Origin of the sequence: Actinosynnema sp. NPDC091369 (assembly GCF_044757065.1) — a bacterium.
Taxonomy (GTDB): domain Bacteria; phylum Actinomycetota; class Actinomycetes; order Mycobacteriales; family Pseudonocardiaceae; genus Actinosynnema.
Map to the genome: position 1 here is coordinate 692602 of NZ_JBIVUG010000002.1, position 21916 is coordinate 714517.

Below are 21916 nucleotides of genomic sequence, written 5' to 3' on the forward strand. Positions count from 1 at the left end.
TGGTTCCTCCCTAGCGTCACGGACGTGCGCTCAATCGTGGTGATCGGCGCGGGGTTCGCGGGCATCGGCATGGCGTTGAGCCTGCGCCGGGCCGGGTTCACCGACGTCACGGTGCTGGAACGGGCCGACGACGTCGGCGGCGTGTGGCGGGACAACACCTACCCCGGCGCGGCGTGCGACGTGCCGTCGTCGCTCTACTCCTACTCGTTCGCGCCGAACGCCTCCTGGCCGCGCCGGTACGCCGAGCAGCCCGACATCCTGGCCTACCTGCGCCGGACCGCCGAGCCCGTGCGCGACCTCGTGCGCACCGGGTGCGAGGTGGTCGGCGCGACCCGCGTGGACGGCCGCTGGCGGGTGGACGTGGCGGGCGGCGAGGTCATCGAGTGCGACGTGCTGATCAGCGCCGTGGGCCAGCTGTCCCGGCCGTCCGTGCCCGACCTGCCGGGCCGCTTCGGCGGGCCGGCGTTCCACAGCGCCCGGTGGCGGCACGACGTGGACCTGCGCGGACGCCGGGTGGCGGTCATCGGCACGGGCGCGAGCGCGGTGCAGTTCGTGCCGCGCGTGCGGCGGCACGCGCGGCACGTCACGGTGTTCCAGCGCACCGCGCCGCACGTGCTGCCCAAGCCCGATCGCGCCCACCCGTCGCGGTGGCTCGGCGGGCGGCTCGGGCGGGTGACGACCTTCCTCGCCGGCGAACTGCTGACCGCCGCCCTGACCGCGGGCCCGGCCTCCCGCGCGGCCGTCGAGGCGTTGACCGGCCTGCACCGGTTCTGGCGCGTCCGCGACCCCGTGCTGCGCGCCGAGCTGACGCCCGGGGCGCCCGCCGGCTGCCGGCGCCTGCTGTTCTCCAACGACTGGTACCCCGCGCTGACCCGGCCGGACGTCGACGTCGTCACCTCGCCCGTCGCCGAGCTCACCGAGCGGGGCGTGCGCACCGCCGACGGCGTCGAGCACCCCGCCGACGTGCTGGTCTACGGCACGGGTTTCGCGGCGGCGGACTTCCTCGGGCCGCTGCGCGTCCGCGGCCGGGACGGGCGGGAGCTGGCCGACGCGTGGGCCAGCGGCGCCCGCGCGCACCTCGGCGTCACCGTGCCGGGGTTCCCGGACTTCTTCCTGCTCTACGGCCCCAACACGAACCTCGGCGGCAACTCCGTGCTGACCATGGTCGAGAGCCAGATCCGGTACGTGCTGCGCGTCCTGCGCCACTTCGCGCACGCGCCCGGGGTGGAGGTGCGGGCCGAGGTGGCGGAGGCGTTCGACGCCGAGGTGCAGCGACGCCTGCGGCGCAGCGTGTGGAGCCTGTGCGCGAGCTGGTACCGCGCGGACGGCGGCCGGATCACCACGAACTGGCCGGGACTGGTGTGGGAGTACCGGCGGCGCACGGCGCGCGCCGACCCGGCCGACTTCCGGATCGCGGGAGGATGAGGGTGGACTACGACGTGCTGGTGATCGGGTCCGGGTTCGGCGGCGGCACGACCGCGTTGCGGCTGAGCGAGAAGGGCTACCGGGTCGGTGTGCTGGAAGCGGGTCGCCGGTTCGCCGACGAGGACTTCCCGCGCACGTCCTGGCAGGTGCGGGACTACCTGTTCGCGCCGCTGCTGGGCTGCCTGGGCCTGCAACGGGTCGACCTGCTGCGAGACGTGCTGGTGCTCAGCGGCGCGGGCGTCGGCGGCGGGTCGCTGGTGTACGCCAACACGTTGTACGAGCCGCCGGAGGCGTTCTTCGCCGACCGGCAGTGGGCGCACATCACGGACTGGCGGGCCGAGCTCGCGCCGCACTACGACCAGGCGTCGCGGATGCTGGGCGTGACCGAGAACCCGCGCACCACCGCGGCCGACCGGGTGCTGCGCGCCGTCGCCGACGAGATGGGCGTCGGCGGGACCTACCACCGGTCACGGGTCGGCGTGCACTTCGGCGCGCCGGGCGACCCGTTCTTCGGCGGGGTCGGGCCGACGCGGTCGCCGTGCACGCACTGCGGGCAGTGCATGACCGGCTGCCGGCACAACGCCAAGAACACCCTGGTCAAGAACTACCTCCACCTGGCCGAGCGGGCGGGCGCGCGGGTGCACCCGTTGACGACGGCGGTCGACGTGCGGCCGGTCCGCGGCGGTTACGCGGTCGCCACCCGGCGCACGGGCGGTCGGCGCGGACGGGACTTCACCGCGCGGCAGGTCGTGTTCGCGGCGGCGTCGCTGGGCACGCAACGCCTGCTGCACCGGTTGCGGCGCACCAGCCTGCCGCGCCTCTCGCCGCGGGTGGGGTCGTTGTGCCGCACCAACTCCGAGGCGGTGCTGGGCGTGCGGGTGCGGTCGGGCGAGGCGGACCACTCGCTGGGCGTGGCGATCACGTCGTCGTTCCACCCGGACGCGCACACGCACGTGGAGCCCGTCCGGTACGGGCGGGGCAGCAACCTGATGGGCCTGCTGATGACCGTGCTGGCCGACGGCGGGCCGCGGCGGTTGCGGCGCGGCGTGCGCGAGCTGGCGCGCGGGTGGCGGGACTTCGGGTGGCTGCACGACCCGCGCCGGTGGTCGGAGCAGACCATCGCGCTGCTGGTGATGCAGAGCCTGGACAACTCGCTGACCACGGTGGAGCGGCGGGGCGTGTTCGGCAGGCGGATGACCACCCGGCAGGGCGACGTGCCGAACCCGACGTGGATCCCGGTCGGCCACGAGGTGGCGCGGCGGGTCGCGGCACGGGTCGGTGGCGTCGCGCGGGGCTCGTGGCCGGACCTGGCGGACATCCCGCTGACCGGGCACCTGATCGGCGGGTGCGTGATCGGCGACTCGCCGGCGACCGGGGTGGTCGACCCGTACCACCGGGTGCACGGCTACCCGGGCCTGCACGTGGTCGACGGGTCCACGATCCCGGCGAACCTGGGCGTGAACCCGGCGCTGACCATCACCGCGCTCGCCGAGCGGGCGATGTCGTTGTGGCCCAACAATGGTGAGCCCGACCCGCGTCCGGGACCGGGTGCGGCGTACGTCCGGCTGCCGGCGGTCGCGCCGCGGCGGCCGGTCGTGCCGCGCACCGCTCCCGGCGCGTTGCGCCCGACCGCGGAGGACGAGTGATGGTGAGCTACCCGCCGGAACCGTGGGAGCTGCACGGCCGCGCGTGCGTGTCGGTGTGGCTGGTCCGGGCGAGCGCGCTGCCACCGCTGCCCGTGCGGCCGGTGACGGTGTTCGGGCGGGCCGTGGTGGGCACGGCGTTCGTCGACTACCGGCCGCCCGGCATGGCCTACCACGAGGTGCTGGCCGCCGTGCTGGTGCGGCGCGGGGCGCGGTTCGGGGTGTCGATCACGCGGATCTGGGTCGACAGCCCGGAGTCGCGGGCGGGCGGCCGTGAGCTGTGGGGCATCCCCAAGGAGTTGGCCGAGTTCGAGTGGGGCGACGACCTGGCCGCGTCGGCGCGCGACGAGCACGGTCCCGTCGCGGCGGTGCGGGCCCGGTCGCCGAGGTTCGGCGTGCGGCTGCCCGTGGCGGGGTCGACGTGGCAGGCGTTCGGCGACGGCGTGGCCCGCACTCCCCTGCGCGCCGCCGGCCGGGTGAGCCCGGTCCGCGCGACCTGGCGCGTCGACCCGTCGGGTCCGCTCGCGTGGCTGCTGCCCCACCGGCCGCTGCTCGGCCTGGCCGTGCGGGACCTGTGGATGCGGTTCGGGCCGCGCCGGCGCTAGGACCAGCTCGGCTCGGGCACCTCGGTGACCCGGCCGTGCGGGTCGAAGTGCAGGTACCGGTCGAAGTCCTCGGCGAACCAGCGGTCGTGGGTGATGGCCAGGACCGTGCCGGTGAACGCGCGCAGACCCTGCTGCAAGGCGTCCGCGCTGGCCAGGTCCAAATTGTCGGTCGGCTCGTCCAGCAGCAGCAACGTCGCGCCCGACAGCTCCAGCAGCAGGATCTGCAACCGCGCCTGCTGGCCGCCCGACAGCGTCTCGAACGGCTGCCGCCACGCCGGGGCGAGCTCGTAGCGGGCGAGCGCCGGCATCGCGTCGTCGCGCGCCAGCGCGTGGTCCTGCATCACGATGTCGGCCACCGCGCGCCCGACCAGGTCGGGACGGGCGTGGGTCTGGGCGAAGTAGCCGGGCACGACCCGCGCCCCGTAGCCGATCCGGCCCGAGTGCCGGGTCGCGGACGGGTCGGCCAGCACCCGCAGGAACCGGGACTTGCCCGTGCCGTTCGCGCCGAGCACGGCGATCCGCTCGCCGAACCCCACGTCGAGGTCGAACGGGTCGAGCAGGCCCGGCACCGACAGCCCCGCGCAGCTCAACGCCTGCTTGCCGGTGCGGCCGCCGGCCAGGCGCATGCGGACGTTCTGCGGGCGCGGTGGCCGCTGCGGCGGGCCCGCGGCCTCGAACCGGGCCAGCCGGGCGCTCGCGGCCCGGTAGGACGACGACACGGCGTCGTTGCGCGCGGCGGCTTGGCGCAGGGTGTGCGCGGTGGCCCGCAACCTGCGCCGCTCGTCGTCCCAGCGCTTGCGCCGCTCGTCCAGCCGGTCGATCCGGTCGTGCCTGGCCTGGGCGAACGTGGCGAACCCGCCGCCGTGCACCCACACGTCGCGGTCCTCGACGGCCACGATCCGGTCGGCGGCCGTGGCCAGCAGCCGCCGGTCGTGCGAGACGACCAGGATGGTCTTGCGGCTCGCGGCCAGCTCCCGCTCCAGCCACTGCTTGCCCGGCACGTCCAGGTAGTTGTCCGGTTCGTCCAGCAGCAGCACGTCGTCGGGGCCGCGCAGCAGGGCTTCGAGGACCAGCCGCTTCTGCTCGCCGCCGGACAGCGTGGCCACCGGCCGGTCGGCGGCCTCGGCGAAGGGCAGGCCCAGCGCGACGGTCGTGCAGGTGTCCCAGACGACCTCGATGTCGTAGCCGCCCGCGTCGACGTGCTCGGCGATGGCCTCCGCCAGGGCCAGCTGGGTGTCCTCCTCGTCGCGTTCCCGCAACGCGGCCTCGGCCTCGGCCAGGGCTGCCGCACCGGCCCGGACGCGGTCGGGCGCGACGGCGAGCAGCAGGTCGCGGACCGTGTCGCCGGTGATGAACTGGCGCATCACCCCGACACCACCGCTCGTCACCACCTCGCCGGACGCGGGGCGCAGCTCACCGGCGAGGAGCCGCAACACCGTGGTCTTGCCCGCGCCGTTCGGCCCCACCAGGCCGGCCGTGACGCCCTCGCCGACGCGGAACGACACCCGGTCGAGCAGCACCCGGCCGTCGGCGAGCGCGTAGGTCAGGTCCGTCACCTCGACGTGCGCCACCAGCCACCCCCTCTCGAACATTGGTCGAGAACCCGACCAACGTACTAGGGTGCCGTCCGTGACAGCGACTGGTTTTCCGGGCGGCGTGTGGCTGCGGCCCGCCAAGGGGCGGCGCGACGCGCCGCTCACCGTGGAGCGGATCGTCGGGGCGGCGGTGGCGCTGCTCGACGCCGAGGGCGCGGGCCGGCTGACCATGCGCCGGCTCGCCGAGCACCTCGACGTCGCGCCGCCCACGCTGTACTGGCACGTCAAGACCAAGGACGACGTGCTCGACCTGGCCGTGGACGCGATCTTCGCCGAGGTGCCCGTGCCGGACGGGGGACCGTGGCCCGACGCGGTCCGCGCCCTCGTGCTGGCGTGGCGGGCGACGATGCTGCGCCACCCGTGGTCACCGCCGCTGCTGGGACGGCCGGCGCTCGGCCCGAACGTGCTGCGGCGCACCGAGTTCCTCCAGCGGACGCTGGCCGGGGCCGGTTTCCGGGGCGCCGAGCTGGCCGCGGCCACGCACGGCCTGGCCAACTTCACCATCGGCTCCGCCCTCACCCAGTCCACCTGGCGCGACGCGGCCACGCGGGACGCCGCCCACGCCCACATCCGGGCCAACGCCGACACCTATCCGACCCTGGCCGCGCACGCCCACCTCGACCGCCCCGACTGGGACGCGCTGTTCAGCCGGGGCCTGGACCACTTCCTGGCCGGCCTGACGGCGTCACGCCCGACCGGGGGCTGACCGCAGGAACCCGGCGAGCCCGTCGAGCAGCCGGTCCACCTCCGCCTCGGTCGAGTACGGCGCGAGACCCACCCGCAGCCCACCGGTGTCGCCGAGCCCGAGCCACCGGGACGTCTCGATCGCGTAGAACGAGCCCGCCGGCGCGTTCACGCCCCACTCGGCCAGGTACCGGTACGCGTCCGCGGCGGCGTGCCCGTCGAACGTCACCAGCACGGTCGGCGTGCGCCGCCGGGCCCGCGACCACACGACCGCGCCGGGCAGCTCCGCCAACCCCGCCTCGACCCTCTCCCGCAACCGGTCCTCGTGCTCGCCCACCGCCGCCAACGACGCCGCGATCCGCTCCCGCCGGGTGCCGGTCGACGGGGCCAGGTCGGCGATGAAGTCCACCGCGGCCGTGCAGCCCGCCAGCACCTCGTAGGGCAGCGTGCCCAGCTCGAACCGCTCCGGCACGGCGTCCGACGACGGCAGCAGCTTGTCCGGCCGCAGGTCCGCCAGCACCTCCGGCCGGCCCGCCACGACGCCGCAGTGCGGGCCGAAGAACTTGTACGGCGAGCACGCGAAGAAGTCCGCGCCGATCGCCGCCACGTCGACCGGGTGGTGCGCGGTGAAGTGCACGCCGTCCACGTAGAACAGCGCGCCGCGCTCGTGCGCCAGTGCGGCGATCCGCGCCAACTCCGGCCGCGTGCCGATCAGGTTGGACGCCGCCGTGACGGCCACCAGCCGGGTGCGGTCCGACAGCGCGCCGGCCACGTCGTCCAGCTCGCCGGTCGCCGGGTCGAACCCGACCCACCGCACGACCGCGCCCACCGCCTCGGCCGCCTGCACCCACGGCCGCACGTTCGCGTCGTGGTCGAGCCGGGTCACCACGACCTCGTCGCCGGGCGACCACGTGCGGGCCAGCGTGCGGGCGAAGTCGTAGGTCAGCTGCGTCATGCTGCGCCCGAACACCACGCCCTCGGGTGACGCGCCGAGCAGGTCGGCCACGGCCCGGCGGGCGTCCAGCACGATCGCGTCGGCCGCGCGCTCGGCGGCGGTGACGGTGCCGCGGTTGGCCAGGGAGGACACCATCGCGTCGCGCACGGCGTCCGCGACGGCGGCGGGCACCTGCGAGCCGCCCGGACCGTCGAAGTGGGCGGTGCCGGTGGCCAGGGACGGGAAGCGGGCGCGGACGGACTCGACGTCGTAGGTCATGGCACCACTCTGCTGCCGTTCCACATCGGACTCCAGTGGTGCGCGTCACGTTCCGGCCTTGACAGTGGTCCAACCATTCGACCAGGCTTGTGGAAGCGCTCTCACGGGCTGTCGCCCGTGGTGGCGCCCGTCGTCCCGGTCGCCCTGAACCGGCCGGGAGGCGGCACGACCCGCCCTGCACGGAGGAGTCGCAACGATGCGCACCCTGACGAAGTGGTTGAGCGCCTTCGCCGCGCTCGCCACCTCGGCCTCACTGGCCGCCGCCACACCGGCCGCGGCCGTCGGTCCCGACCTGCTGCCGCTGACCGTCACCAACAACAGCGGCCGCTCGGAGGCCGTCCACCTGTACGTCCTGGGCACGGACATCCGGCCCGGCGGACGGCTCGGGTACGTCAACCAGTCCGGCGCGTTCACCCCGTGGCCCGCCGGCGCCAACCCGCCCGTGCCCGCACCGGACGTGTCGATCGCGGGACCGGCGAACGGCGGCAGCGTGACGCTGCGCGTGCCGCGGTTCATCTCCGGTCGCGTGTACATGTCGTTCGGGGAGAAGCTGAAGTTCTTCCTCACCCCGGACGGCCTGGTGCAGCCCGCGCCGTGGTCGCCGAGCGACCCGAACCGGGACATCCTGTTCGACTGGAGCGAGTTCACCTACAACGACGCGGGCCTGTGGCTGAACAGCTCGCAGGTGGACATGTTCGCCGTCCCGCACGCGGTCACCGTCACCGGGGCGAGCGGCGCCACCAAGAAGACCGGCGAACTCGTCGTCAACGGCCGCGACAACGTGATCAACGGCCTGCGGAACCAGGCGGGCTGGGCGAACTCGATCCGGACCCGCGGCGACGGCACGGTGGTGCGGGTGCTCGCGCCGGGCAAGGCCGCCGACGCGGGCCTGTTCGACCGCAACTACCTGGACCCCTACATCACGCAGGCGTGGAACGCCTACACCACCAAGACGTTGACCGTGGTGCCGTTCGGTGACCGACCGGACATCCGCTACTTCGGCCGGACGTCGGGCACGACGATGACGTTCACCAACTCGGCGGGCCAGCAGGTGGCGTCGTTCGCCAAGCCGTCGACGGCGAACGTGTGGGGTTGCGACGGCGCGCTGCACGCACCCAACGACCAGGTCGTCGGTCCGATCGCGCGCACCCTGTGCGCCGCCCTGCACCGCTCCACGCTCGGCACGATCGACACCCAGCCCGGCGGCGGCCCCGCCGACTTCTACAAGGGGTCGATCACCAACCACTACTCGCGGTTGGTGCACCAGAACATGGTGGACGGCAGGGCTTACGGGTTCGCGTTCGACGACGTGCAGGCGCAGGAGTCGTTGGTGCACGACGGTGATCCGCGTTCGGCGGGGATCATCCTGACCCCGTTCACGGGCGGTGGTGGCACTCCCCCGCCGGGGCCCGCCGGGAGCATCGTCAGCGCGTGGCACGGCAAGTGCGTCGACGTGCCGAACTGGAACTTCGCCGACGGCCAACGCCTGATCGTGTGGGACTGCACCGGCGGCACCAACCAGAAGTGGGAGTCCACCGCCGGCACGTTCCGCACGCAGAACAACATGTGCATGGACGTCGCCTGGGGCTCGACCGCCAACGGCGCGGCCGTCCAGGTCGCCACGTGCAGCGGGAACCCCGCCCAGCAGTTCGTCCTGACCGCCGCCGGCGACCTGGTCAACCCGCAGGCGAACAAGTGCGTCGACATCGCCGACTGGAACCCGAACAACGACGCGGTGCTGCAACTGTGGGACTGCGCCGGCACCGCGAACCAGAAGTGGCGCCGGGGCTGACCCGACATCCGTTCACGACCGTGACGACTGCGACGACTGTGCCGTCGTGACGGAGTCGACCGCGAAGACGGCCTCGGACGGGCGAACACTCGTCCACCGGCCTTGTCGCCGAACGGCCGGCGGGCCGTCTTCGCGGTCGTCCCCCGACAATCACCACTCGTCGTGGCATGATGATCAGTACCCCCAGGACCTGGCGGCCTCCGACCTGAACCCCCTGGGTACCAGCCCCCCAATCGGGTGATCATTGACAACTCCATCAACAAAAACGCCGTTATCCAAACCCTCGAACGTCGGTTGAAACAACGAGGCCGCCAACCAACCCCCGCGCCCCGCCACCCCTGCCCCTGCCCCTGCCCCACCGCACAACGCCCACCAACCCCACCCGGGACCTCTACAGGAAATCCCGGAACCACCCACCCGCGAGGTGCGCGACCTCGTCCAGCGCCCCCGGCTCCTCGAACAGGTGCGTCGCCCCCTCCACCACCTCGAGCCGCCACAACGCGGGCAACTGCGAGGCCGCCGCCCGGTTCAGCTCCAACACCTCCACGTCACGGCCGCCCACCACGAGCAACGTCGGCGCCTGCACCCGTGCCAGCGCACGTCCCGCCAAGTCCGGCCGGCCGCCCCGCGACACCACGGCCCGCACCAGGTACGTCCCGGCCGCCGCCACCAGCGCCGCCGCCGCGCCCGTGCTCGCGCCGAACAGGCCGATCGGCAACCCGCGCGTCGCCCGCGCCCGCGACGTCCACTCGACCGACGCCGCCACCCGCTCGGCCAGCAGCCCGATGTCGAACCGCAGCCGGCCGGTGGCGCGGTCCTCGCGTTCCTCGCGCTCGGTCAGCAGGTCGAGCAGCAGGGTCGCGTAGCCGTCCCGGCGCAGGGACTCCGCGACGGCCTGGTTGCGCGTGCTGTGCCGGGAGCTGCCCGAACCGTGCGCGAACACGACCACGCCGGCCGGGTCCGCGGGAATGCCGAGGTCGGCGGCCAGGTCGACACCCCAGGCGTCGACGGACACCGCCATCGTGCCGCTCCTCGTCATGTCCCCTGGGGTTCACCGGGGCACCGCCGGGCAAACGGGTCGTGTCCCCGATCGGGGTGCGGGTAACCCGTCGGTGTGCCCACCCGCACCCAGCTGGCACCCGAAGGAGCGAACGCATGGCCGACGAACGAACCCACCGAGCGCCCATGTCCGAGCAGCAGGAAGAGCTCGAACCGGGTTGGGGCACGACGCACAGCGCACCGGCCACCGGCTCCTCGGGCCACCAGTACACCGCGCCCGACGACCGCGGTGACCTCACCGACGACGAGCCCACGTCGATCGCCGACGAGGCGGGCTTCGACCACCTGCTCGGGCCTGAGGACGCGGCGATGCACATCGAGGACGAGGACGGTCGGCCCGCCGAATGAGACACGATCAGGTGTAAGGAGTCAGTGCCGGAGGGCGGGAAGGGAAAGGGAGGGTCGGGAAGGGGGAAGGTGGCAGGTGCGACGCCGAGGCAGACCGAGTCAAGGCAGGCCGCCACGCCACTGCGAGTTCCGGAGTGGACCCCGCCACTGGGCGGCGGACACGACGGCGGCGACCACGTCGGCCCACGTCGCGTCCCACACGACCCCGCCCGGAGCGAACGACAGCAACGGGCACACCAGGCAGCTCGCGCAAGCCACCGCGGCGGTCCACTTGACCCGGGTCACCAGAGCGACGTAGGACCGGAACCCGGCCGCCATCTCGTTCGCCATCAGCATGATCAAGACCGCCAGGCCGATCCGCATCACCATCACCCGGATCTCGGCCTTCGGGTCCTCCACCGGCCCGCGCAGCCTCCGGAACCGCCGGTCCACACGATCGACCATGGTGGGGAACACCGCGCCCCACACCAGGAACACCGCCACCTCAACCAGCGCGAAGCCGGTCGGTGTCTCCTCCTGCGCCTGCGCCCGCCCGATGACGAACCCGGGAACCGTCGTCAGGAACAGCACCGTCCCGAACACGAAGCCGTGGACCCGGCTCAAACCCCTCCGCGACGTCTGCCAGACGAGCACCACCGGCGCCGCCGCGATCAGCACCCCCATCAGCGGCGAGCTCGCCACGAACCGCTCGGGTCCGGCGTCCCCGGTCACGAACCACCAAGCGACGAAGGCGGTCGTCAGCCAGAACAGCCCGTAGACGACGAACCTGATCGTCGTCTTCTCCACCAGCCACGGCACGAACGTCTCGGCCAGCTTGCGCAGTTCGGTCACCGCACCCCTCCAGGCAAACGCGTGGAGTGAGCTTACGGTTACTCGGAGTCCCACCAGTCGAGCACCCGGGTCGCGTGCAGGGTCAGCCACTTCGACGGCTCCCCCGCCGGCACGTCGACCTCGAACCACACCCGCCCGGGGTGGCGCCGGGCCTGCGACCACGTCCCGTCGGGCCGCCGCTCGGCGCGGATCAGCCCGATCGCGTCGGCCATGCGCGGGTCCGGCGGGGTGCCGTCCAGCAGGGACGCCCGGCGGAAGTAGTCGGCCGCGTTGAGCACGCTGTAGAACCAGCGGAACGGGTAGGAGAAGCGGTTGACCCACGGGGCGACCGGTTCGCCCGTGGACAGCCGGCGGAACAGGCCGCGTTCCAGCAGGTACTCCTCGCCGCCGCGGCGGGCGGCACGGGTCGCGTCCGTGCCGCCGGTCGCGGCCTCGTGGTCGAGGAGGCCCTTGAGGGAGTTGAGCGTCGAGTGGAACGACGACCGCGTGGACCCCTCGACCCACTCGCAGTTCCAGCCGCCGTCGGGCAGCCGGTGCTCCACGAACCAGTCCACGATGCCGCTGACGTCCGCGCCCAGCCACAGCCCGTTCTGGACGGTCCACGCGTTGATGCAGCAGTCGACCTCGCCGCCCCAGTACGGCAGGTCGTCGTACTCCCAGCGGCAGTTCCGCTCGAGCAGTTCGGCGGTGCGGCGCTCGCGCAGCACGGCGGGGTCCATGCCCCACTCGCGCAACGAGTTCAGCGTCCACGTCGTCGCGGTCCACGGCTGCCCGGCGCCCTCGGCCGCTTCGGGGCCGTGGAAGTCGAAGCCCGCCGGGAAGAACGCGCCGCCCGCCCACCGGCCGTCCGGGTCCTGGAGCGCGAGCAGCCGTGCGCCGAAGCCCTCGATGGCAATCCTGGCGCGGGTGGCCTCCCACACCTCGGCCGGTTCGCGCAGGAGGTCGCGCTCGACCTGCCAGCGCAGCGCCGGGTCGGAGTCGAGGAGCCACGGGATCGTGCTCGTCATGGCGTGACTCTAGTCGACCGGCTCGTCCTCGGGGCTGCTTCTCGCGAGCGCGGCCAGGACGTCCAGCGCGGCGGCCAGGGTGGGTGCGGGGGTGGAGGCGAGGGCGAGGCGGACGGCGTTGGGCGCGTGGCCGGGGACGACCGCGAACGCGGCGGCGGGGGTGACGGCGATGCCGCGTCGTGCCGCGGCGGCCACGAACGTCTCGGCGCGCCACCGGTCCGGCAGTCGCCACCAGCAGTGGTAGGCGCCGGGGTCGGCGCGGATGTCGAAGTCCGCCAGGCGTTCTCGCGCGAGTCGTTGTCGGGACAGGGCGAGGGGGCGTTTCCGGTCCACTATGGACTGCACGGTGCCGTCGGTGAGCCAGCCGGTGGCGGCGGCGAGCGCGAAGTGGCCCACGGCCCAGCCGCCGGAGCGCGCGGCGGCGGCGACGCGGTCGACCAGGTGCCCGGGTGGGACGGCGAAGCCGACGGACAGGCCGGGCGCGAGGCGTTTGGAGAGGCTGTCGACGACGGTCGTGCGTTCGGGCGCGAGCGGCGGCAGGTCGGGGCCGAGGAACGCGTAGATCGAGTCCTCGACCACCTGGACGTCCAGGTCGCGCACGGTGTCGGCGAGTTCGGCGCGGCGCCGGTCGGGCATGGTGGTGCCGAGGGGGTTGTGCAGGGTCGGCTGGAGGTAGACCGCGCGCACGTCGGCGGCGCGGACCGCCTGCGGCAGCACGCCGGCGTCGTCCACCGCCAGCGGCACGAGGGTGACGCCGAGCCTGCCCGCGAGGGCCTTCACCACCGGGTAGGTGACGGCTTCGACGCCGAGCCGCCCGCCGACCGGTACCAGCGCCGACACCGCCGCCGCGATCGCCTGCTTGCCGTTGCCGGTGAACAGGACGCGGCTCTCGTCGGGGGTCCAGCCGCCGCGGGACAGCAGCCGGGCGACGGCGGCGCGCGCCTCGGGTGTGCCGCGGACGCCGACGGGGGTGAGCGCGTCGGGCAGGCCGTGCCGGACGAGCCGGTCCAGGCCGGGGGCCAGCAGGTCGGGTTGGTCGGGCAGCACGCAGAAGTTCAGCTCCAGGTCGACGCGCGCGCCGCCCGGGTCGCCGAGCGGGGGTTCGACCGGTGGGCGTGCCCGGACGAACGTGCCGCGGCCGACCTCGCCGACCACCACGCCGCGCCGGACCAGCTCGCCGTAGACGCGGGCCGCCGTGGAGCCGGCGATGCCGTGCCGGCGGGCGAACGCGCGTTGCGGCGGGAGGCGGTCGCCGGGCTTGAGCCGGCCGGCCGTGATGTCGGCGGCGATCCGGTCGGCGATCAGGCGGTAGTCCGCCACGCGAGCACCCCACATTGCACCGAGAGCATTGTTTTCATTGCACCGAGCATGGTGGCGTTCCTAGGCTTCGGACGTCAACGGACCGAGGGGGGACCATGCGGGTGGACGACATCGACATCGCTTACGACGACGAGGGTGACGGCATCCCGGTGGTGCTGGTGCACGGCCACCCGTTCAACCGGTCGATGTGGCGACCGCAGGTCGAACGGCTCCGCACCCGTTACCGGGTCATCGCGCCTGACCTGCGTGGATTCGGTGAGACGACGATCGTGCCCGGCACGATGCCGTGGACGGTGTTCGCCGACGACCTGATCGGGCTGCTCGACTGCCTCGGCCTGGAGCAGGTGGTGCTGTGCGGGCTGTCGATGGGCGGGCAGATCGTCATGGAATTGCACCGCGCACACCCGTCACGGGTCCGTGCAATGGTGTTGGCGGACACGTTCCCGGACGGTGAGACGGCGGCGGGCCGCGAGCTGCGGCACGGGATGGCGGCGCGCGTGCTGCGGGAGGGCATGGGCCCCTACGCCGACGAGGTGCTGGACAAGATGCTCTCGCCGCACAACGTAGTCGCGCTGCCGGCCGTCGCCGAGCACGTGCTGGGGATGATGCGCGGCACGTCGCCGGAGGGCGCGGCGGCCGCGTGGCTGGCCCGCGCGCAACGGCCCGACTACGTCGACTCGCTGTCCCGCGCCACCGTGCCCGCGCTCGTTGTCGTCGGCGAGGAGGACGAGTACACGCCGGTGGCCGTGGCCGAGCGGATGCGCGCCGCCATCCCCGGGTCGACGCTCGCGGTGATCCCCGGCGCGGGTCACCTGCCCAACCTGGAACGGCCGGACGAGTTCACCGACGCGGTGGAGCGGTTCCTGGCCGGAATCCCGGAGGGGGCCGAGCCGGCCGACGGACGGACCGCCGCGGGAGCGGAAGCCTAGGCGGGAAGTGCCTCGGTCGGCGGCGCGGTGGGGTGTCGGACGCCGCACAGCAGCCGGTCGGGCGGCAGGGCGGTCGGGGCGGGCCGGAGCCGGTCGGCGACCTGCGCGGCGGTCGGGCGGCGGTGGGCGCTCAGCGAGGTCATCGCGGCCAGCAGGCGGGACAGGCCGGCGGGCACGTCGTGCGGGATCAGCGGCGGGCGGTGCAGGCGGGCGACGGCGGCCTCGACCCGGTCGCCCTGGTACTCGCGGTAGCCGGTGAGGCACTCCAGCAGGACCAGGCCGAGCGCGTAGACGTCCGCGGGCGGGCCGACCTCCTCGCCGCGCACCTGCTCGGGCGCCAGGTAGGAGGCGGTGCCGACGACGGCGCGGGTCTTGGTGACCGGGGCCGAGCCGAGCGAGCGGGCCAGGCCGAAGTCGGCCAGGAAAGCGGTGTCGGAGCCGTCGAGCAGGATGTTGGACGGCTTCACGTCCCGGTGCACGACGCGCTGCTCGTGCACGTGGGCGAGGGTGTCGGCGAGCTGGTGGCCGAGCGCGCGGACCTGGGCGGGCGTGAACGCGCCGGCCACCAGCCGGTCGCGCAACGTCGTGCCCTCGACCAGCTGCATGACCACGAACGACGTCCCGCCGTCCGCGCCCACGTCGTACACCGACAGCAGCCCGGGGTGCGACAGCCCGGCCAGCGTGCGGACCTCGTTGTCGAACCGGCGCTCGTCGCCCTCGCCGGTCACCACCTTGACCGCCACGAACCGCCGGAGCAGCACGTCCCACCCGCGGTGCACCTCGGCCGCACCGCCGACGCCGAGCTTGCCCGTCAACTGGTAGCGACCGGCGAGGACGCGGCTCTCGGTGGCCAACGACATGGCCCCACCCTTCGGGTCGCCTATCCGGACGTCCCCGAATTCCCGCAGGTCGACTCCGCCAAACGCCGGTCAGAGGACGTCCAGGCGGGGTGCGGCGGAGGCGGCCTGCGCCGCCTGGGCCACGGCCTGCGCGTCGGCCAGGTTGGACACCCGCACGGCCAGGGCGGGCACGGCCCGCTTCGTCGGCTTGGTGGTGTAGACGGCGAAGACCTTCGAGGTCCGGTCGTAGGTGACCCCCTTGGCCTGGTTCCAGTCGACCTCGAGGAACTGCCGGCGCACCAGGCCGACGAACAGGAACAGCAGGCGGTGGTTGGTGCAGGCGAGCACCCCGGAGCCTTCGCCCTGCGCGCCGGTCAGGGCCAGCACCCGCTCCTCCGGGTGGAGGTGGTCGCCGAGGAGGTTGACCTCCTTCATCGAGCCCAGCAGCACGCCGCGCACCCGTTCGAGCGCTTGTGCCACGTCGGGCCGCAACGCGGGGGCGGGCGGCGGCTGGACCTGCGGCGCGGGTGCCGCCGGGCGCTCCACCCGGCGCACGGCCGTGTGGAACGTCCAGCGGTGGCCGTCCCAGTAGCGGACCAGCGCGTCGTCCAGCGGATCGGTCGACCACGCCGCGGGGCGCGCGGGCGGGTGGCTCATCGGTCACTCACCGCCGTCGTCGGAGAGGTCGCCGTCACCCTCGTCGGCGGCCATAGCGGCGGGCACCGGCCGGGCGGCGCCGTCGCCACCACGACGGCCGGGGTCGGAGGCGCGCCACTCGATCGCCTCCGCGGTCTCGTCGAACTCCAGCACGTGGTCATCGCCCAAGCCGACCAGCAGGTCCCTGACCTCGGCCGGCGTGGCGTAGAAGAACTCGCGCCGCGGGTTCACCACGTTCACCCGCTTGTGGCTCAACCGCTGGTGCAGCGACGTCTCCAGCGCGACCGCGTCCTCGGAGAAGAACAGCGCGTGGGTGTCGAACCGGAACGGCACCGACGCGTCACCGAGCTCCCGCACCCGGTCCATCGGCTCCAGCCGCCGGGTCATGCCGATCTTGACCACGTCCGGCCCGAACGCGCCGATGTTGGAGATCACGTACACGTAGCCCGCCCGCGCGTTGGCCGCGCGCCGCTCGACGCCCGTGATCGCCTCCTCGACGGCCGCGAGCTGCTCCCGCGCCCGCGCCACTCCCTCGACGTCGCCCTTCGCCTCCAGCCTGGCGACGACGGTGGCGTAGTGCGACCGCTCCTTGGCCAGCCGCGCCCGCTCCCGCTCGATCTCCTTCATCACCTTCGCCTCTTCGCGGAGCCGTTCGCGCTCCGCCCGCGCCGCGTCGCGCTCCGCCTCGACCTTGACGAGGTAGTCGGCGGTCAGGTCGATCTCGCGCAGCCGCAGCCGGTGGTAGTCCGGCGAGATGACGATGCGCATCAGCGCGCCCAGCTTGCCGATGGTGTCCCGGGTCGTGGTCAGCCGCTTCTTCACCGCCTCGCGGGTGTGCGGCTTGACCGCGCGCACCGCGTTGTCGGCTTCGGCGTTGTAGGCGCGCAGCATCAGCTTGGCGATGTCGCGGCCCACCTTCTGGCCCTCCTTGACCGAGCCGTTCACCGCCCAGTCGACCTGGCAGGCCACCGCGTCGTCCTTGGCGGCGGCCTTGATCCGCTGCTTGAGGTCGTCCAGGGCGGCCTTGTACGCGAGCGCGTCGTCCAGCGGGTGCGCGTAGTCGTAGACCCCGACCTCCTGCAACAGGGCCAGCTCACGGGTCTCGACCAGGTGCGACCGCCACACCTCGACCTCGGCCGCCAGCCGCTGACGCGTGGCACCGAGCGTCCCGACCTCGTGCCGGGCCTGCTCCACGGCCGACCGCAGGCCACGCAGCTCGGCCTCCGCCGCCTGGGCTCCCGCGCCGCGCAGGTGGCCGACCCAGCCGCGCAGCTCGGCGATCGTGGCCTGCGCCGCGGCCAGTTCCCGGTGGAGCGCGGCGACCTCCGCGCTCTCCTTGTTGCCGAACAGAGCCACCGCGGTCCTCTCCCGGAGCATGCCGGGAACCACGTGGTGCGGTTCCCGGTCATGTCACCGTGGATCGGCCCGCCGCGGGCGCGCGTTACAGCCCGCGGCCGGGGCTCAGTCGCGCGAGGTGGCGCACTTGCCGGCGCCGGGGCAGTTGCGCACCACGCGCACCTCCGGCGGCTGGGTGATCGTGGCCGGCGGGTGGGTGGCGCCACCCGGCCAGCGGATCGAGACCGCCATGGACGAGGAGTTGTTCGAGTACGACTTCTCCGTCAGGGTCCGGTCGCCGTTGACGACGTTCACCACGTCGTAGACGCCCGACGGCACCGCGGTGATGTCGAGCCACTGGAAGTCGACCGTGTGCAGGTAGTCGTCGCCGTACCCGACCGAGATGCCCTGCACCACGCTCAACGCCCCCGGCGCGTGGTGACCGCACCGGTTCTCCCGCAGGAACGCCGCCAGCCGCCCCTCCGGGCTCAGCTCGTCGGCCGGGCGGTGCGGCAGGCGGTCGGCCGTCGGGTAGCGGTCGCCCAGGCAGAAGCCGTTCTTCCGGTCCACCACCACCGTCTCACCCGACCGCGAGCGCAGCTGGAAGCGCTCGAAGCCCAGCAGGTGCCAGTGCTCGTGCGCCGCCGCCGGCTCGTAGTACAGGGCGGCCGGGATGGCCTGCTGCGCCTGCTCGTAGGTCATCGGCACCGAACCGTCCACCGCGGACTGGAACGCCTGCCGCGCGGTCATCCGCGCCTGGCCGGTGTCCGGGCGGCTGCCGTGGATCAGCAGCGGGCCGTCGCCCACGTTGTCCGCCGAAGTGGTGAACCGCAACCGCACCGCCCCGATCGGGCCCGTCGCCACGCACTCGCCGCTGGGCGCCGCCGCGTCGGCGACCGGGCACACGTCCCAGTCGACGCACCGCGCCGGGTCGCCGGTGAAACCGCCCGCGCACCCCACCGCCGCCTGCCGCAGGTCGGGCAGCAGCACCAGCCCCACCGCCTGCGCGTGCGACGGCCCCACCAGCGCCGCCACGAGCACCGCCGTGACGACCAGGGCCACGTGTCTTCGCATCGTCGAATTCCGTCCAATCGGGATTGATCCACTCACCAACCTACTGAGCCACCCCGACAACGCGACCCCGGCCACGACCAAGTTCACTCGATCGACTGAGGCACAAGGGAAATCTCCCGCCGGGACTCTAACCTTCTCCGCGATCGCGCCCCGGGCGCGCGTCGTCCGCGACTGGAGGTGGGTCCGATAGACCAGGCAATCCCCGGCACCGTCACGATGGTGTGCGGCACCAGGCCGGAGCTGATCAAGCTCGCGCCGCTGATCCGGGTGATGGGCGCCGACGCCACCGTCGTCTACACCGGACAGCACTACGACACCGCGATGTACCACCGGATCCGGCAGGACATCGGCCGGCCGGGCCGGTTCCACGAGCTGGCCGTGGGCGGCGGCCGGCGCGGCGGCCAGCTCGGCGCGGCCATCACCGCCGTGGACGAGGTGCTGGCCCGGCACCCGACGAAGGCCGTCATCGTGCAGGGCGACACGACGTCCGCGCTCGCGGGCGCGCTGGCCGCCAACGCCAACGACGTGCCGCTGGTGCACGTCGAAGCGGGCCTGCGCAGCTTCGACCGGGCCATGCCCGAGGAGCACAACCGGGTCGCCATCGACCACCTCGCCGACCTGTGCTGCGCCCCGACCCCGCTCAACCGCACCAACCTGCTGGCCGAGAGCGTGCCCGAGGAGCGCATCGAGATCACCGGCAACACCGTGGTCGAGGCGCTGGTCACCGCGCTGCCCGGCCGCGACGAGGAAGCCGTCGTGCTGGCCGCGCACGAGCTGCGGCGCGACGGCTACGTGCTGGCCACCGTGCACCGGCCGGAAAACGTGGACGACCCGGTCAACCTGGAGACGATCCTGCGCGAGCTGAACCGCCTGCCGCTGCCCGTGGTGCTGCCGCTGCACCCGCGCACGGCCAAGCGGGTCGAGGCGTTCGGCCTGACCGCCCTGCTGGGCCGGCTCAGGGTGGTCGAGCCGCAGGCGTACCCGGTGTTCCTGGCGCTGGCCCGCTGCGCCGCCGTGGTGGTGTCGGACTCCGGCGGCATCCAGGAGGAGGTCAGCGTGCTCAAGCGGCCGGTCGTCGTGGTGCGCCGCAGCACGGAGCGCCCCGAGATCGAGGGCACGTTCGGCACGCTCGTGCCGCCGGGGCCGCGGGTGTGCGCGGAGGTGATGCGGTGGCTGGACGACGTGCCGGGCCACCGGGAACGCCTGGAGCACATCCCGTCGCCCTACGGCACCGGCTCGCCGTCCGCGCGGATCGCCGCCGCGCTGCGGCAGCTGGTGCGGGGCGAGCCGGTGCACGCCCGGCAGCTCAGCCCGGAACGGGTTGTGGTGCCTGCGCCAGCGTCGCGACGACCCGCCGCGCCAGTCCCACGCTCGAGTTCCAGCTCGTGACGTCCGGGTAGACGTGCGCGGTGGTCGCCAGCAGCAGCGGGGTGCCGGCGACCACCACGGGCGGTCGCCGCGCCAGGTACCCGAGCGGGTACACCGGTTCCACGAACGGTGCCTTGAACACCCGCACGTCGTCCACGTCCGCGCGGCTCAGCCCGGGGTGCAGCGCCAGCAGCTGCGCGGTCCACCGCGCCGCGACCGCCGCCTCGTCCTCCTGGAACAGCGCGGACTCCCGGTCGGTGTACCGCATCGCGTAGACCAGGTGCCGCCCGTCGTACGGCTCGACGCCGGCCAGCGGCGTCATCTGGATCAGCCCGTCGAACTCGGTGCCGGACCGCACCACCGGCGTCCAGTAGTGCCCCGACAACGGCCGGCGCAGGAAGAACAGCGCGTTCACCACGCCCTGGTACGGCAGCCGCACGTCGGGCAGCCGCGCGGCCAGGTCGTCGTCGGCGAGCTGCCGCAGCGCCGGCAGCGGCAGCGTCGACACCACGCGGTCCGCCGTCACGACCTCGTCGCCGTCCAGGGTGATCCGCGCCCGCCCGCCGGCCACGCCGAGCCGCCGCACCGGCGCGTCCAGCCGCACCACGCCGCCACCGCCCTCGATCGACGCCCTCAGCGCGTCGATCACGGCCCGGTAGCCGCCGTCGGGGTAGCCGCGCACCGACACCGCGCCCTCGCGGCCCAGGCGCTGCCACAGGTACAGCGCGGGCACGTCGCCGAACCGGGCGCCGAACTTCGCCCCGAACAGCGGCGCGAGCAGCAGCTCCCACACCCGGTCGCCGTACAGGCCGCGCAGCCAGTCCTCGGTGCGCGTGCGGTCGAGGTCCCGGCCGCGGCCCAACCGCCGCAGCAGCACCGAGACCGCGCCGAACCTCAGCCGGTCGAGAACACCCAACGGGGTGAACCTGAGCAGGTCGAGCGCCGTGTTGAACGGGAACGCGCGGCCGTCCACCACCATGCCCATCCGGGTCGGCCGCCACGTGATCGCGTCGCGCAGCCCGAGCTCGCCGAGCAGGTCCAGCAGGTGGTCGTCGGTCGGCATCACGCAGTGGTAGAACCGCTCCACCCACCGGTCCCGCCAGGCGAAGAACGTGCCGAGCCCGCCGAGCTGGTCGCTGCCCTCCAGCAGCGTCACCCGGGTGCCGGCGCGCACCAGCTCGTGCGCGGTGGCCAGGCCGCAGATCCCGCCGCCGACCACGACCACGTGCCCGTGGTCCGCCCGCCGCATCACAGCGCCCGGTACGGCGCGGGCGTGAGCCGGTCGCGGACCAGCAGCTTCACGTACTGCCAGACCGTGCGGGCGATCCGGATCTTGCTCGGGCCGCGCTTGCGGTCGTAGCGCAGGGCCAGCGGCACCTCGACCACCACCGGGCGGCAGTGCCGCAGCTTGAGCAGCAGCTCGACCATGCACGCGAAGCCGCGCTCCTCGATCAGCCGCTCGCCCCAGTGCCGCTCGGCGCGGGCCAGCAGGCCGACCCGGTAGGCGCGGAAGCCGCTGGTGAAGTCGCGCACGCCCTCGACCCGCAGCACGCGGCGGAACAGGGCGGCCGCGCCCCGCGAGAGCAGCCGGCGCACCGGCGGCGCGGTCGCGTCGTCGCCGCCGTCGACGAACCGGGAGCAGATCACCACGTCGGCGCCCGCCGCGATCTCGTCCTCCAGCCGCTGGATCAGCGCCGGGTCGTGGGTGTCGTCGGCGTCCATGACGACCACGACGTCCTCCTCGCCCGCCTCGGCCAGCACGGCGCGCAGCCCCGACCGGACGGCCTGGCCGAGGCCGAGGTTGACCGGGTGGCTGACCAGCCGCACGTCCAGGCCGGGCCAGCCGCCGGCGACGACGCCGGCGGTGCCGTCCGACGAGCCGTCGTCCACGACCCAGGCGGTGAGCTTCTCGGTGCGGCCGACCTCCGCGAGCCGGGTGAGCAGCGGCGGCAGCGAGGCGGCCTCGTTGTAGGCGGGCAGCACGACGTGGGCACGGGCGTGGGTGCGCGGGCCGCCGGAGAGGGCCGGTCCGCCCTGTTCCGACGCGGTGCGCACGTCGCCTTCATCGACGCTCAATGGGCCCCATTTCACTGGATGGCGGATGACGGTCCAGAATTATTCGCCTCCGGACCGCCACGGGATTGGACCACCCCGCCGGTATCTCGTCGCACGTCTGGATGAATTACCGCAGG

Annotated in this window: 20 protein-coding genes; 8 read left to right on the top strand and 12 right to left on the bottom strand. The window is 73.8% G+C overall.

The window, feature by feature from the left end:
- Positions 1-24 precede the first annotated feature (24 nt).
- From ACIQMJ_RS11265 to ACIQMJ_RS11275, 3 genes are read left to right on the top strand one after another with little or no spacing between them, the layout of a single operon-like run.
- On the top strand, positions 25-1425 hold the full coding sequence (locus ACIQMJ_RS11265) for a flavin-containing monooxygenase (RefSeq protein ID WP_499760816.1): 1401 nt from the start codon (positions 25-27) through the stop codon (positions 1423-1425).
- The gene (locus tag ACIQMJ_RS11270; RefSeq protein WP_499760817.1) at positions 1422-3071 is read left to right on the top strand and encodes an FAD-dependent oxidoreductase; all 1650 of its coding nucleotides are present in this window, start codon (positions 1422-1424) and stop codon (positions 3069-3071) included. Before ACIQMJ_RS11265 ends, ACIQMJ_RS11270 begins: the two co-directional genes overlap by 4 nt.
- Positions 3071-3673: an acetoacetate decarboxylase family protein gene (locus tag ACIQMJ_RS11275; protein WP_499760818.1), complete on the top strand. Its 603-nt coding sequence runs from the start codon at positions 3071-3073 to the stop codon at positions 3671-3673. The genes ACIQMJ_RS11270 and ACIQMJ_RS11275 overlap by 1 nt, the downstream gene beginning before the upstream one ends.
- Here the strand turns inward: ACIQMJ_RS11275 and ACIQMJ_RS11280 are convergent.
- Positions 3670-5265, bottom strand: coding sequence for an ABC-F family ATP-binding cassette domain-containing protein (locus ACIQMJ_RS11280; protein ID WP_499760819.1), 1596 nt, complete (start codon positions 5263-5265; stop codon positions 3670-3672). The two genes, ACIQMJ_RS11275 and ACIQMJ_RS11280, sit on opposite strands and share 4 nt — an antisense overlap.
- A gap of 37 nt (positions 5266-5302) precedes the next feature.
- Here ACIQMJ_RS11280 and ACIQMJ_RS11285 point away from each other — a divergent pair, with 37 nt between their 5' ends.
- Positions 5303-5974 carry a TetR/AcrR family transcriptional regulator C-terminal domain-containing protein gene (locus ACIQMJ_RS11285; protein ID WP_499760820.1) on the top strand — a complete coding sequence of 224 codons (672 nt, stop codon included), beginning with the start codon at positions 5303-5305 and terminating at the stop codon, positions 5972-5974.
- Here ACIQMJ_RS11285 and ACIQMJ_RS11290 read toward each other — a convergent pair.
- Positions 5954-7165, bottom strand: a complete 1212-nt coding sequence (locus ACIQMJ_RS11290) for a cysteine desulfurase-like protein (RefSeq protein ID WP_499760821.1) — start codon at positions 7163-7165, stop codon at positions 5954-5956. The two genes, ACIQMJ_RS11285 and ACIQMJ_RS11290, sit on opposite strands and share 21 nt — an antisense overlap.
- A gap of 196 nt (positions 7166-7361) precedes the next feature.
- Here ACIQMJ_RS11290 and ACIQMJ_RS11295 point away from each other — a divergent pair, with 196 nt between their 5' ends.
- A complete protein-coding gene (locus ACIQMJ_RS11295; RefSeq protein WP_499760822.1) occupies positions 7362-8957 on the top strand; it encodes a glycoside hydrolase family 64 protein in 1596 nt (531 codons plus the stop codon).
- 391 nt (positions 8958-9348) lie between these two features.
- On the opposite strand, the gene ACIQMJ_RS11300 is transcribed toward ACIQMJ_RS11295, so the two are convergent.
- A complete protein-coding gene (locus ACIQMJ_RS11300) occupies positions 9349-9978 on the bottom strand; it encodes a dienelactone hydrolase family protein (RefSeq protein ID WP_499760823.1) in 630 nt (209 codons plus the stop codon).
- Between the two features lie 134 nt (positions 9979-10112).
- Here ACIQMJ_RS11300 and ACIQMJ_RS11305 point away from each other — a divergent pair, with 134 nt between their 5' ends.
- A complete protein-coding gene (locus ACIQMJ_RS11305) occupies positions 10113-10364 on the top strand; it encodes a hypothetical protein (RefSeq protein WP_499760824.1) in 252 nt (83 codons plus the stop codon).
- Between the two features lie 99 nt (positions 10365-10463).
- Here the strand turns inward: ACIQMJ_RS11305 and ACIQMJ_RS11310 are convergent, their stop codons facing one another.
- The 3 genes from ACIQMJ_RS11310 to ACIQMJ_RS11320 are packed head-to-tail and all read right to left on the bottom strand — an operon-like array spanning position 10464 to position 13522.
- Complete coding sequence (locus ACIQMJ_RS11310; RefSeq protein ID WP_499760825.1) at positions 10464-11195, bottom strand: hypothetical protein; 732 nt, start codon at positions 11193-11195, stop codon at positions 10464-10466.
- Between the two features lie 38 nt (positions 11196-11233).
- Complete coding sequence (locus tag ACIQMJ_RS11315; protein ID WP_499760826.1) at positions 11234-12202, bottom strand: squalene cyclase; 969 nt, start codon at positions 12200-12202, stop codon at positions 11234-11236.
- A gap of 9 nt (positions 12203-12211) precedes the next feature.
- A complete protein-coding gene (locus ACIQMJ_RS11320; protein ID WP_499760827.1) occupies positions 12212-13522 on the bottom strand; it encodes an aminotransferase-like domain-containing protein in 1311 nt (436 codons plus the stop codon).
- A gap of 95 nt (positions 13523-13617) precedes the next feature.
- Here ACIQMJ_RS11320 and ACIQMJ_RS11325 point away from each other — a divergent pair, with 95 nt between their 5' ends.
- Positions 13618-14451 carry an alpha/beta fold hydrolase gene (locus ACIQMJ_RS11325; RefSeq protein ID WP_499760828.1) on the top strand — a complete coding sequence of 278 codons (834 nt, stop codon included), beginning with the start codon at positions 13618-13620 and terminating at the stop codon, positions 14449-14451.
- Here the strand turns inward: ACIQMJ_RS11325 and ACIQMJ_RS11330 are convergent.
- The 4 genes from ACIQMJ_RS11330 to ACIQMJ_RS11345 form a co-directional block, all read right to left on the bottom strand.
- Complete coding sequence (locus ACIQMJ_RS11330) at positions 14448-15311, bottom strand: serine/threonine-protein kinase (RefSeq protein WP_499760829.1); 864 nt, start codon at positions 15309-15311, stop codon at positions 14448-14450. The genes ACIQMJ_RS11325 and ACIQMJ_RS11330 overlap by 4 nt on opposite strands.
- 69 nt (positions 15312-15380) lie before the next feature.
- Positions 15381-15947 (bottom strand): DUF2510 domain-containing protein, encoded by a 567-nt coding sequence (locus ACIQMJ_RS11335; RefSeq protein ID WP_499760830.1) that lies wholly within the window; start codon positions 15945-15947, stop codon positions 15381-15383.
- 3 nt (positions 15948-15950) lie between these two features.
- Entirely contained in the window at positions 15951-17324 is a 1374-nt protein-coding gene (locus ACIQMJ_RS11340; RefSeq protein WP_499760831.1) for an SNIPE associated domain-containing protein, read from the bottom strand.
- 84 nt (positions 17325-17408) lie between these two features.
- On the bottom strand, positions 17409-18356 hold the full coding sequence (locus tag ACIQMJ_RS11345) for a lysyl oxidase family protein (RefSeq protein ID WP_499760832.1): 948 nt from the start codon (positions 18354-18356) through the stop codon (positions 17409-17411).
- A gap of 216 nt (positions 18357-18572) precedes the next feature.
- Here ACIQMJ_RS11345 and wecB point away from each other — a divergent pair, with 216 nt between their 5' ends.
- Positions 18573-19745 carry a non-hydrolyzing UDP-N-acetylglucosamine 2-epimerase gene (gene wecB / locus ACIQMJ_RS11350; protein WP_499760833.1) on the top strand — a complete coding sequence of 391 codons (1173 nt, stop codon included), beginning with the start codon at positions 18573-18575 and terminating at the stop codon, positions 19743-19745.
- Here wecB and ACIQMJ_RS11355 read toward each other — a convergent pair.
- Positions 19663-20973 (bottom strand): FAD-dependent oxidoreductase, encoded by a 1311-nt coding sequence (locus tag ACIQMJ_RS11355; RefSeq protein ID WP_499760834.1) that lies wholly within the window; start codon positions 20971-20973, stop codon positions 19663-19665. The two genes, wecB and ACIQMJ_RS11355, sit on opposite strands and share 83 nt — an antisense overlap.
- Positions 20973-21800, bottom strand: a complete 828-nt coding sequence (locus ACIQMJ_RS11360; protein WP_499760835.1) for a glycosyltransferase — start codon at positions 21798-21800, stop codon at positions 20973-20975. Before ACIQMJ_RS11360 ends, ACIQMJ_RS11355 begins: the two co-directional genes overlap by 1 nt.
- Between the last annotated feature and the right edge of the window lie 116 nt (positions 21801-21916).